This window comes from Pseudomonas sp. GW456-E7, from assembly GCF_059424105.1.
The window spans coordinates 139835-152113 of record NZ_JBWKZB010000006.1 but is presented as its reverse complement, the minus strand read 5'-3'; the positions used below and the strand labels follow the sequence as shown (position 1 = coordinate 152113).

Sequence of the window (12279 nt, the reverse complement as noted above, 5' to 3'; positions counted from 1 at the left end):
TCTGGATAAACGCGTCGCCTGTATCACCATCGCGAGCAAGCTCGCTCCTACAGGCGTCTCCCGTCACTTCAACGCCGGGTCCCCCATGTTCATCTTCTTCCAGCCCTGCAACAGCACCTGGGCCTTGGGCTCCTGGCCGTTGGCCAGGTAGTACTGGATCAGCGAGAGGCGGGCATTGCGGTTGGCCGGTTGCTCTTTCAGCAGCCGTTCCAGTTCTGCGCAGGCTTCGTCGATCTTGCCGCTGTCATGCAGGGCCACTGCGAGCACGTAGCCGAATTGCCCACTCTGCGGTTCCAGTTTCGCCGCCTGGCGCAGGTACGGCATGGCTTGAGCGGCCTGGCCGGCACGAATCAGCGCCAGGCCCTGGGTGTATTGCAGCAGGCCCGAGTCAGGATGGTCCTTGAGGCTTTGCGCCAGCAGGGCATGACCTTCCTGGCTGCGACCGTTGGCCTCCAGCCATTGCACCAGGGTAACCAGCGCCGGGTAGAAGTCCGGATCGCGCTGCAGGGCCGTGCGCAGGAATCCTTCGACTTCTGCGTTGCGACCGCTGGCCTGATACAGCATCGCCAGGTTGAGATTCGCTTCGGCGCGTTCGAGCAGGTTTTTCTGCACCGCCTCGTATTCGGCGATGGCGGCATTCCAGCTGTCCTGGGCCGCGCCCAGGCCGTTGGCCGCGACACTGAGCAGATCACGGGCGGCGGCGATGCGCACGGCCCTCACAGGGTCACTCAACAAGGGTGTCAGCAGTGGCGCACGTTCCGCTGGCGGCAGGAATGCGCTGAGTGCGCGGATGGCGCTCTCTCGGACTTGCGGCGCCGGGTTGTTGAGGTCTCTGGTGGCCAGTTTCAACGCTTGTTCGCTCGGATACTGCGACAATTCGCCAAGCAGCGTCGCGCGCTGGATCGCCGGCAGGTTGCTGCGTTGCAGTTGCTCGATCAAGGCCTGTGCGGCACCGGGCTGACCGTTGCGAATCAGCCCCAGGCTTTCGTCGTAGCGAGGGGCTTGTACCGCGCTGGCGTTGGCGGTGTTCCACAGCTTGAACTGCTCGGTGACCTTGTCGCCGGCCTTGCCCTGGTGGCAGGTCAGGCAGGCATCGGGCGTACCGAGTTTCTTTGCCCGCTCAGGGTTGGGGATGCTGAAGCTGTGGTCATGCCGGAAGTCATTGCCCATGTAGAACTTGCCGGGCATGTGGCAATCCACGCACTGCGAACCTGGTTGGCCCAGGGTGTGGCGAGTGTGTTCGACGGAGTCGTAGTTTTTCGCTTGCAGGCCCTTGCCATCGACACCTTCCACGGTGGTTTTGCCGGCGGTGTTGTGGCATTGCAGGCAGACACCGTTGCCTGGCGCTTTCAATTGAGTGCTGTGCGGGTTGTGGCAGTTGCTGCAGCGCACGCCCTTGTCGAACATTTTGCTTTGGGCAAAGGAGCCGTGTTCGAACACTTCGTCCTTGATCTTGCCGTCCAGCGCGTACAGCTCGCGGGTCAGGACGCTCGGCAGGTAGTCGTCCATCAGCCGCTTGCCGACCGTGTAGCCGTCATCCAGAGGCGCGCGGCGCGAGTGGCAGCGGGCGCAGGTTTCGAGTTCGACGGTGGCGTTCTTGTCCTTGAGGTCGACGGCAAAGCCGGCATGGATCAGGTCGGTCTTCTTCGCCGTCCATTCCAGGTGATTGGACGCTGGGCCATGACAGGCCTGACAGCCGACACCCAGGCTGTTCCAGTGGCTGTCGAAGGTGTTTTTTGCCGCATCGAAATTGCGCTTGAAGCCCGTGGTATGGCATTCGACGCACATGAAGTTGGCGTTCTGGCTCGGCTTGCTCCAGTGCAGCGGGTTCTTGAAGTTCACCCCCTGGCCCGGGTAGAGGTGAAACCAGCGGTGCTTTTCGGTATCCCAGGCAATGCCAAGGGCCTGCAACCGGCCTTCGCCGACTTCGATCAGGTACTGCTGCAAAGGGGCGATGCCAAAGGCATAGGCCACCTTGAAATCGGCATTCCTGCCATCGATGCCCGGTGTGTTGACCCAGAATTCGTCGCCCTTACGCGAGAACACCGTGGTCTCCTTTTCGGCTTTGAAGGTGACATTGTTGAAGTCGCCGAGCATCGTGTCGGCGTTGGCTTGCTGCATCGCCAACTGGTGGTGGGAGCCTTGCCAGTCCTTGACCTGCTCGCCGTGGCAACCCTGGCATTGCTGCTCGTCGACCATTTTTGCTGGCGCGATGGCAATGGGTTGCGGTTTGGCCGGTTGAACAGCAGGGGGGCTGACGGTGACCGGCTTGGGTGGCGTCGGTGTGCTGCTCAGCAAAAACCAGCCAATACCCGCCACCGTCAGCAACAGGATGCCGATGGTGACGGGGAACAGATAACGGTTGATCAGGGTCGGTTGCGAATCAGGGTTTGGCTGTGCAGCTTTGTTTTTATATTTGGGCATTACGACTTCCATGGTCCAGGTGCGATTGCCGTCAGGCGCGCGTTGAAGCTTGATGCAGCTTTGCCGGATGGTCGGCGTCTGTCAAATAACGGATGCGGTGAAGCTGATGGCCCCTTCGCGAGCAAGCCCGCTCCCACAGAGGACTTGTGGCGCTCACAGATCCAGTGTGGGAGCGGGCTTGCCCGCGAAGGCGGCCTCCAAGGCGCTGCATCACTCCCCGACAAACCACCGGTAATACGGATTCCCGGAATCCCCGCGCATTACCTCGCGCATCTCCCTGGCCCAAGCGTCACGGTTTCCGTCGTAGGCATGCAGGCTCGCCCGGTAGAACTGCATCAGGCGTTGTTGCTGGGTGTTCATGCGCTCGATGAACCCGGCATCGGCGTTCAGCAGTGCGGGCGGCTGGTGCAAGTCGAGCAGGGCCGGCAGTACACGGCTGATTTCTTTCGACCGAACCCAGGGCGCGTATTCGATCCTGGGCTGATCGTCCGTCACCGGTTGTGCGTCGCCAGCGAAGCGTTCCAGCCCCGCACGGTCAGTCACCCAGGTGGCGAGCAAAGATGCGGCCGAACCGATACCGACATCCTGCAAGGTGCTGCGAACGCTGTCCTGCTGGAAGCGTGCGTTGATCTTCGCCGCATCCAGCTCAATCGGCTCCATCGAACCCACCAGCAGCATCTCGTGGAACTCGCTGGTCCACAGGGTCGCGTAGGGGAATACGTCGAGGAAGCTGCGTACCAGTGAGCGCGAGTCGTCGATGTTCTGCGTCGGCAGCGGCAGCCATTGGGCGACCAGGCCCTGTTTCTGCAAACGGCTGGCGGCCAGTTGATAGAAGTCCCGGGAATACAGGTTGACCACGCCGGCAGCGGAGGGCGGTGGCGGTTCAAGGGTGATCAGGTCGTAGCGCTGCGGATTGCGCAGCAGTTCCTGGCGACCGTCACGCAAGCGCACATCGACACCCGGATCGGCCGCGGCATTGAAATTGCCCTTGAACAAGGGGGCCGCCTTGACCACCGACGGCAGCAGTTCGGCGACCACGCGATGTTCCAGGGCGGGGTAGCGGGTCAGGGCGCCGGCGGTGATGCCGGTGCCGAACCCGATCACCAGCGCAGAACGCGGTTCACCGTTGTGGATCAGCAAGGGCAGCAGCGCCTGAATCCGCATGTAGCGCAGGGACGGCATGGCGTCGCCGGTATTGGACACGCCCTGGATATACAAGCGCTGGAACGCCCGTTCGCCCTTGCCCTGGGTGACCACGGCGACGGTCCCGCCACGGCCTTCTTCGTAGAACGCCAACGTGCCATTGCGCGCGCCCGGCAGCAGGCTGGCAAGCTTGTTGACCGGCGTGAACACGGCCAGTGCCAGGGACACCAGGCCAATGGCAATCACCGCCTGGCGCCGGCCTTTCTTCACGCCATGGCCCTTGCGCACGGCGAGGTACGCGATACCGGCGGCGATCAGCGCCAGCAGGCCCAGGGTCCGTACCAGACCCAGCATCGGGATCAGGACAAAGCCGCAGAGCATCACGCCGATGATCCCGCCAAGGGTATTGAACGCGACGACTTCGCCGACGTTGCGCCCCACCTGTGCGCCGCCGACGCTCAAGCGCAGGGCCAACGGGAACGCCGCACCCAGCAACAGGGTCGGTACAAACACAATGCTCAAGGCTGCCACCGCAAAGCGCGTGCTCATGCCCGCCAGTTCACTGCCGCCCCATGACAATACCCAGGATTCGGCCAGGGTCTGGGCGAGCACCAGCCAGCGTCCGAGCAACGCCACTTCCAGCAAGGCAATCGCCCCGGCTGCGGCAATCAGCAAACCGAACACTCCCCAGGGATCGCGCAGGCGATCGACCCGACGGGCCAGCAGCATGCTGCCCAGGAACAACCCGGTGAGGTAAGTCGCCAGCACCACGGCAAACGCGTAGGTACGGGTGCTCATGAACTGAACGATCGATTGCGACCACACCACTTCGTAGCCCAGCGCTACGCCACCGGCAATGGAGTACAGCCAAAGGGCCAGGCGGTCGGGGGCTTTTTGAGCGTGATGTTTTGCCGCCGCATCGACGGGGGCCACGCGCCGGCGCTGGAACCACAGGGCTCCGGCGGCGGCCAGCAGGTTCAGCATGGCGGCGGCCAGCGCGCTGCCGCGCACGCCGAGGGTGGCGATCAGCACGAACGCGGCGAGCAGGGTGCCGGCGATGGCCCCGGCGGTGTTTGCCGCATACAGTTGTCCGCCGGCCTTGCCCAGGTGTTGCGGGTCAGTGGCCAGGGAGCGAACCAGCACTGGCAGGGTGCCGCCCATCAACAGCGCGGGAATGCCCACCAGCGCGAACGGCAGCACCCAGGCCAGCAGACCCACGTGCGCTTCCAGCCACGCAAACGGGCTGGCCGCCAGGCTCATGGCGAAGGTCGCAGCGACACCCAGCAGCGCCACCAGCACTTCCAGCCCGGCGTAGAGCAGGACCGGTTGCGGCATCCGGTCCGCCCAGCGGCCGAACAGCAAGCCGCCCAAGGCCAACCCGGCAAAGAATGCGCTGATCCCGGTGGTGATGGCATAGACCTCGACGCCTACGACCAACGACAGCTGCTTGATCCACAGCACCTGATACACCAGCGCCGCGGCGCCGGAGACAAACAGCAGAAGGGCGGGGATCAACAGCGCCGGGGAGGCGACTTGCGGGGCAGGTATGGCCGACGACTTGCTGGCGACACGTGAGGTCATGGATCTGTTGCCTTGTGCGAATTTTTGAATCGATTACGTAGGAGCTGCCGCAGGCTGCGATCTTTTGATCTTGCTTCTTTAAAATCAAGATCAAAAGATCGCAGCCTGCGGCAGCTCCTACCAGGGGCGGAGGTGTTTACGCGGTCACGGCCTGGTCCACCAGATGGCCATTCTCGATACGAACATGCCGCGGATGGAAGCGCTTGAGGCTGCTGCGATGGCCGACGCTGACAATGCTCAGCCCCGGCAATTCATCGATCAGCGCCTGGTACAGCGTGGCCTCGTCTTCTTCGTCCATCGCCGAGGTCGCTTCGTCCATGTACAGCCATTGCGGTGCATAAAGCAGCGCACGGGCAAAGGCCAGGCGCTGCTGCTCACCCGGAGACAACATGCGCTGCCAGTGGTTGGCTTCGTCGAGACGGGCAATCAGATGCGGCAAACGACAGGTTTCCAGCACCTGCACGTAGCGCTCGTTCGGATAGGTATCACCGGGCTGTGGATAACTGAGGACATCACGCAGGGTGCCAATCGGCAGATACGGTTTTTGCGGCAGGAACAGGTAACGCGCCGATGGCAGGCGAATACTGCCGTGGCCGGCCGGCCACAGATGTCCCATTGCCCGCAGCAGGGTCGACTTGCCGCTGCCGGAACGACCGCTGAGCATCACACGCTCGCCCTCCTCCACGGTCATGTCGGCGTTGCTCAGCAGGTGACGACCGTCCGCCAGGTCGAGGCCGAGGTTGTGCACCTTCAGGACGGAACCCGAATTCTGCACGTCGATGGCTGGCGCACGCTCTTCGTTATCACGCATGGCCTGGTGGAAGCTCAGCAGACGATCACAGGTGGCGCGCCAGGAAGCGAGGCTCTGGTAGGCGCTGATGAACCAGCTGAAGCTTTCCTGCACATTGCCGAACGCCGAGCTGATCTGCATCAGTTCGCCCAGTTCGATCTTGCCGGAGAGGTAACGCGGCGAGGCAACGATGAACGGGAAGATGATGGCTGCCTGGCTGTAACCGGCGGTGAAAAACGTCAGGCGCTTGGACACCTTCATGATGTCCCAGAAGTTATGCCAGACCATCCCGAAGCGACTGCTCAACCGACGATTTTCGTTCGGTTCGCCGTTGTACAACGCGATGCTTTCGGCATTCTCGCGAATCCGCACCATGGAGAAACGCAGGTCGGCTTCGAAGCGTTGTTGTTGGTTGTTCAGACCGATCAGGCGACGACCGATCAAATGCGTCAGCCAACTGCCCACCACGGCGTAGACCAGCACGCACCAGAACATGTAGCCGGGAATGGTGATGCCGAACACTTCGATACTGCCCGACACGCCCCACAGAATGATCGAGAACGACACCAGGCTGACGATATTGCGCAGCAGCCCGATACCCAGTTCAAGGGTGTTGGAGGTGAAGTTGTTGAGGTCTTCGGAAATCCGCTGGTCCGGGTTATCGGTGTAACCGCCCTGCTCCAGCTGGTAGTAGTTTTTGTCCGCCAGCCAACGGCTGAAATGCTTTTCGGTGAGCCACGCCCGCCAGCGGATCGTCAGCATCTGCGTCAGGTAGAGCCGATACACCGCGCCGACGATCGCCACCGCCGCAATCGCACAGAAATACAGGATCAGTTGCCAGAACGCTGCCTCGTCCTTCTTTTGCAGAGCGTTGTAGAAGTCCTTGTACCAGGTGTTGAACCACACCGAGATCCCCACGCTGATCAGCGACAGCGCAATCACCGCGATCAGCAGTGTCCAGGCCTTGACCTTCTCTTCACTGCGCCAGTAAGGCGTGATCATCGCCCACACTTTGCGAAAAAACTGCCCGCGCACGGCGTCGTTGACCGCGGAATACTCAGCGTTCTGATTCATGGATAAGGCTCGATAAAGAAAAGTACACGCACGAACCGATCATAGATGATCGGTTCGGTTTGTCGCGAGATGCTGCCCGCATTCGTTCAGCGCTGGTTCAGCGGCGAACGGGGCGCTTCTGCAGTTTGCGCTGCAGGGTGCGGCGGTGCATGCCCAGGGCGCGGGCAGTGGCGGAGATGTTGCCTTCGTGCTCGGTCAGCACGCGCTGGATGTGCTCCCACTGCAGGCGGTCCACGGACATCGGGTTTTCCGGCACCAGGCTGTCGAGATCGGCGTGTTCGGACAGCAGCGCCGCCAGCACGTCGTCGGCGTCCGCCGGTTTGCACAGGTAGTTGCAGGCACCGCGCTTGATCGCCTCGACGGCGGTGGCAATGCTCGAATAACCGGTGAGGATCACCACGCGCATTTCCGGGTCCATTTCCAGCAACTTGGGCAGCAGCACCAGGCCCGAATCGCCGTCCATTTTCAGGTCAAGGGCGGCGTAATCCGGCAGATCGGCCTTGGCCAGTTCCAGGCCTTCTTCGGCGGAACCGGCAGTACTGACGCGAAAACCGCGGCGGGCCATGGCGCGAGCCATGACGCGGGTGAATGTGGCGTCGTCATCGACCAGCAACAAATGCGGCAGTTCTTCGCCTTCGACTTGGATCTCTTCACTCATGTTCGTCTCCTCGGGCGACACGGGGAAGGCGCAGCTCGGTGAGCGTGCCGCCTTCCTCATGACTGTAGAGTTTCACTGAGCCGCCAGCGCGTGTCACGCTGGCCTTGCTCAAAAACAGGCCCAGGCCGAAACCTTTGCCCTTGGTGGTAAAAAACGGTTTGCCGATTTGCTCGGCGATGGCCAGCGGCACACCGGCGCCATGGTCACGGATGCTGATGGTGAGGTTTTCCCAATCCCAGTCCAGCGTCACCTGCAGCCCTTCGGGGCAGGCGTCGGCGGCATTGTTCAGCAGATTCAGCAACGCCTGGGTCAAATCCGGCGGCGGCGCCATACGGGGTACCGGGCCCTGGCCGAGGCGCTGGAAGCGATAGCTGGCTTCCGGGCGCATCAGGTGCCAGCGATTGAGGGCTTCATCAAGCCAGTCGGTGACGTCCTGCATCTCCACCGCCAACCGGCGATTGGCCTCCGCGGCGCGCACCAGATGCTGCAAGGTCTCTTTACACAGCTTGACCTGATCCTGCAGCACGCTCAGGTCATCCTGCAACATCGGGTCAGGGTGGTCCTGACGCATTTCCTTGAGTAACACGCTCATGGTCGCAAGCGGCGTGCCCAGTTCATGGGCGGCTCCAGCGGCCTGGGTGGCAACGGCCAACAGTTGCTGATCGCGCAAGCCTTCTTCGCGACGAATGGCACGCAATTCTTCCTGACGACGCAGTTCTTCGGCCATGCGCGCGGCGAAGAACGTGATGACCGCTGCCGCGAGGGCAAAGCTCAACCACATCCCGTAGACCTGCAGGTTTTCCCGGGCGATGGGGAAGGTTTGCAGCGGATAGAACTGCGCCAGCAGCAGTGTGTACATCGTCAGCGCGATACCCGAGAGGATCACCGAATAACGCCATGGCAACGTCACGGCGGCAATGGTCAGCGGCACCAGGTAATAGGAGACGAAGGGGTTGGTCGAGCCACCGGAGAAATACAGCAATGCGCTGTGGATAAACAGGTCGCAAGCCAGTTGCACGGCGTATTCGAGCTCGGTCACCGGCCACGAGGTACGCAGGCGAATCGCTGTGAACACGCACAACAGCATCGAGCAAGCGAGGGTCGCAGCCAGTTGAAACCAAGGCAGAGGCAACAGTTCGAGCCAGTAGGCCAGGCCCACGGAACCGGCCTGGGCGGCCAGCACCAATGTGCGGATGAATGTCAGCCGCCAGAGGTTCTGGCGAGTGGCGGAAGTGATTTGAACGGGGGCGAGCATGAGCTCTCCTGATGAGCGCTCCAGGCGGATCGCAGGGAGTATAACCAAGCGCGGGGGCTGACAGGCAAAAGTGCGGCAAACGGCCACAGTCATTGGCGTGGAACTGCGTGCAATGAACTCTGTGGCGAGGGGGCTTGCCCCCGTTGGACTGCGAAGCAGTCCTAAAAACTGCCGCCGCATTTTATCGGTTGAAGCAAGTGAGGCAATCTGCGACTGCTTCGCAGCCGAACGGGGCGGTGCGGCGGTCCGACAAGCCCCCTCGCCACAGCAAGCTCGCTCCTGCAAAGGGCCGCGTGCATCTGTATAGAAGTTGTAACTGTGCGAACCAGAGCATAAAAGCTAGAGTCTGATGGTTTCACGCAGGCCCGGACCATACCCCTGCGCACCTTTCAAGGAGCCTTCATGCACACATTCCGCCGCCGCGCCGCCCTCCTCGCCCTGAGTCTCGGCACCGTCGCCAGCCTCCCGGCCCTGGCCGCCGACGAACTGCATTACAACCAGATTTCCCTGCGCGCCGAAGTCAGTCAGGAAGTGGCCCGCGACCTGATGATCGTGACGCTCTACACCGAAGAGCAGAACAGCGACCCGGCCAAACTTGCCGCCGACGTCAGCACCACCATGAACAAGGCGCTGGCCCAGGCCAAGCAGGTCAAGGACATCACCCTGCGCCAGGGCAGTCGCAACAGCTACCCGATCTACGACACCAAGGGCCAGAAAATCACCGGCTGGCGTGAGCGCGCCGAATTGCGCCTGGAAAGCTCGAACTTCGCCGCCCTGTCGAAGTTGACCGGCGAACTGCTCACCGACCTGAAAATGGGCGGCATGGACTTCGCCATCGCCACCCCGACCCGCAAGGCCAGCGAAGATGCCCTGCTCAAGGACGCCGTGGCTGCCTTCAAGGCCCGCGCCCAACTGGCCACCGATGCCCTCGGCGGCAAGGGCTACAAAATCGTCAACCTGAATCTCAACAGCAACGGTTATCCACAGCCTTATCTGCGCGGGCCGATGATGATGAAAGCGGCCGCCATGGACGCCGCCCCCGTGACGCCGGATGTCGAAGCCGGCACCAGCCAGGTCAGCATGACCGCCGATGGCTCGATCGAAGTGCTGATGCCTTGAATCGAAAGCCCGTAGACAAAAACGGCGGTCATTAAAATGATCGCCGTTTTTTTTGGCAGTTTTCAGGCATGAGCTATAACTGGATAGGTCCACCCGAGAAATGCCGTCGATTGGCCACTATCGGTGCAACAATAACCACTCTTATTCACGCCATGCCCACCCCACAATCCGGGGTATGAATAAGTAACACCCCCGCCCCACGCGGGAGCAACCCGAGTCAGGCGCGCACTGTAAAAGTGCGTCACTTGCACCGTAAAAACGCCGCGCAAACGGTCAAATGCGTCAGGAGTTATACAAATGCGACATTAAGGTACGTTCGTGCCACCGTTTAAGGCTTGTAGTCACTCTGGATCTTGCATTGGGTATGGCCCCTGCATAAGTATCCGCAGGCACGACTCACGAGGTCGTCCTCTAATTCCAAAAATGACAACAAATCATGAGGCCACCATGCTTAAACAAGCGGTCATTCCGTTTTTAGTCGGCGCCAGCCTGTTGGCTAGTGCACCGTTCGCTCAAGCTGCGACTAACCTGGTGTTCTGCTCCGAAGGGAGCCCGGCCGGTTTCGATCCAGGTCAATACACCACCGGAACCGACTTCGACGCCTCTGCAGAAACCATGTTCAACCGCCTCACCCAGTTCGAGCGCGGCGGCACCGCTGTCATTCCAGGTCTGGCGACCAGCTGGGACGTCTCCGATGACGGCCTGACCTACACCTTCCATCTGCGTGATGGTGTGAAGTTCCACACTACCCCGTACTTCAAGCCGACTCGTGAGTTCAACGCCGACGACGTGCTGTTCACCTTTAATCGCATGATTAACAAGGATGACCCGTTCCGCAAAGCGTACCCGACCGAATTCCCGTACTTCACCGACATGGGGATGGACACCAACATCACCAAGATCGATAAAGTCGACGACAAAACTGTCAAGTTCACCCTCAAGGACGTTGATGCCGCGTTCATCCAGAACATGGCCATGAGCTTCGCCTCGATCCAGTCCGCCGAGTACGCTGCCCAGCTGCTCAAGGAAGGCAAGGCCGCCGACATCAACCAGAAGCCGGTCGGCACTGGCCCGTTCGTGTTCAAGAGCTACCAGAAAGACTCCAACATCCGCTACACCGGGAACAAGGACTACTGGAAGCCTGACGACGTGAAGATCGACAACCTGATCTTCGCCATCACCACCGACCCGTCGGTACGTATCCAGAAGCTGAAGAAGAACGAGTGCCAGGTCACCCTGTTCCCTCGTCCGGCCGACCTGAAGGCGCTGAAGGAAGACAAGGACCTGAAACTGCCTGACCAGGCCGGTTTCAACCTGGGTTACATCGCCTACAACGTGATGCCCAAGGTCAAGGGTCAAACCGATGCCAACCCACTGGCCGAGCTGAAAGTTCGCCAGGCACTGGACATGGCGGTCAACAAGCAACAGATCATCGACTCCGTGTACCAGGGCGCCGGCCAACTGGCCGTCAACGCCATGCCACCGACCCAGTGGTCCTACGACACCACCATCAAGGATGCGCCGTACAACCCTGAGAAAGCCAAAGAGCTGCTCAAGGAAGCTGGCGTGAAAGATGGCACCGAAATCGTGCTCTGGGCGATGCCGGTACAGCGTCCATACAACCCGAACGCCAAGCTGATGGCAGAAATGCTGCAGTCCGACTGGTCCAAGATCGGCCTCAAGGTCAAGATCCAGAGCTACGAGTGGGGCGAGTACATCAAGCGCTCCAAAGGTGGTGAGAACCAGGCGATGCTGATTGGCTGGAGCGGTGACAATGGTGATCCGGACAACTGGCTGAACGTGCTGTTCGGCTGCGACTCGCTGGAAGGCAACAACTTCTCCAAGTGGTGCGACAAGAAGTTCGACGACATCGTCAAGCAGGCCAAGCGTACTTCCGACCAGGCCAAGCGCACCGAACTGTACAAGCAGGCGCAACACGTCCTCAAAGATGCAGTCCCAATGACACCTATCGCTCACTCGACGGTGTTCCAACCCATGCGCGCCAACGTGCAGGACTTCAAGATCAGCCCATTTGGCTTGAACTCCTTCTACGGCGTCAGCGTCAGCAAATAAGGTTTTGCAACGGCGACGTTTCTGACGTCGCCGTTGCTTTATCTACCGAGCAAGCAGGAATTTGCCTACATCCAAATCCGCAGCTGACTACAGCACCGGGTGAGGACGCGTTGCCATTTCCTACGAGTCTTTAGGACTCTACGCATTTACTGCCGGACCCGT

At 61.0% G+C, this 12279-nt stretch carries 7 protein-coding genes; 2 read left to right on the top strand and 5 right to left on the bottom strand.

Annotated elements, in window-relative coordinates; translation table 11 throughout:
• Positions 1 to 63 precede the first annotated feature (63 nt).
• The 5 genes from AC07YV_RS06800 to AC07YV_RS06780 form a co-directional block, all read right to left on the bottom strand.
• Positions 64 to 2424 (bottom strand): tetratricopeptide repeat protein, encoded by a 2361-nt coding sequence (locus tag AC07YV_RS06800; RefSeq protein ID WP_102698837.1) that lies wholly within the window; start codon positions 2422 to 2424, stop codon positions 64 to 66.
• A 210-nt stretch (positions 2425 to 2634) separates the two neighbouring features.
• Positions 2635 to 5148 (bottom strand): fused MFS/spermidine synthase, encoded by a 2514-nt coding sequence (locus AC07YV_RS06795; RefSeq protein WP_102698838.1) that lies wholly within the window; start codon positions 5146 to 5148, stop codon positions 2635 to 2637.
• A 136-nt stretch (positions 5149 to 5284) separates the two neighbouring features.
• Positions 5285 to 7012, bottom strand: a complete 1728-nt coding sequence (locus tag AC07YV_RS06790) for an ABC transporter ATP-binding protein/permease (RefSeq protein ID WP_102698839.1) — start codon at positions 7010 to 7012, stop codon at positions 5285 to 5287.
• A 97-nt stretch (positions 7013 to 7109) separates the two neighbouring features.
• A complete protein-coding gene (locus AC07YV_RS06785) occupies positions 7110 to 7670 on the bottom strand; it encodes a response regulator transcription factor (RefSeq protein ID WP_007973041.1) in 561 nt (186 codons plus the stop codon).
• A complete protein-coding gene (locus AC07YV_RS06780; protein ID WP_102698840.1) occupies positions 7663 to 8925 on the bottom strand; it encodes an ATP-binding protein in 1263 nt (420 codons plus the stop codon). Before AC07YV_RS06780 ends, AC07YV_RS06785 begins: the two co-directional genes overlap by 8 nt.
• Positions 8926 to 9327: 402 nt before the next feature.
• Between AC07YV_RS06780 and AC07YV_RS06775 the strand changes: the two genes are divergently transcribed.
• The gene (locus AC07YV_RS06775; protein WP_102698842.1) at positions 9328 to 10044 is read left to right on the top strand and encodes an SIMPL domain-containing protein; all 717 of its coding nucleotides are present in this window, start codon (positions 9328 to 9330) and stop codon (positions 10042 to 10044) included.
• Positions 10045 to 10491: 447 nt separating this feature from the next.
• Positions 10492 to 12117: an ABC transporter substrate-binding protein gene (locus AC07YV_RS06770; protein WP_102698843.1), complete on the top strand. Its 1626-nt coding sequence runs from the start codon at positions 10492 to 10494 to the stop codon at positions 12115 to 12117.
• The last annotated feature ends 162 nt before the right edge of the window (positions 12118 to 12279 follow it).

Coding starts and splice junctions, on each gene's coding strand:
- AC07YV_RS06800 (WP_102698837.1), bottom strand. CDS start 2,424: ATGCCCAAATATAAAAACAAAGCTGCACAGCCAAACCCTGATTCGCAA.
- AC07YV_RS06795 (WP_102698838.1), bottom strand. CDS start 5,148: ATGACCTCACGTGTCGCCAGCAAGTCGTCGGCCATACCTGCCCCGCAA.
- AC07YV_RS06790 (WP_102698839.1), bottom strand. CDS start 7,012: ATGAATCAGAACGCTGAGTATTCCGCGGTCAACGACGCCGTGCGCGGG.
- AC07YV_RS06785 (WP_007973041.1), bottom strand. CDS start 7,670: ATGAGTGAAGAGATCCAAGTCGAAGGCGAAGAACTGCCGCATTTGTTG.
- AC07YV_RS06780 (WP_102698840.1), bottom strand. CDS start 8,925: ATGCTCGCCCCCGTTCAAATCACTTCCGCCACTCGCCAGAACCTCTGG.
- AC07YV_RS06775 (WP_102698842.1), top strand. CDS start 9,328: ATGCACACATTCCGCCGCCGCGCCGCCCTCCTCGCCCTGAGTCTCGGC.
- AC07YV_RS06770 (WP_102698843.1), top strand. CDS start 10,492: ATGCTTAAACAAGCGGTCATTCCGTTTTTAGTCGGCGCCAGCCTGTTG.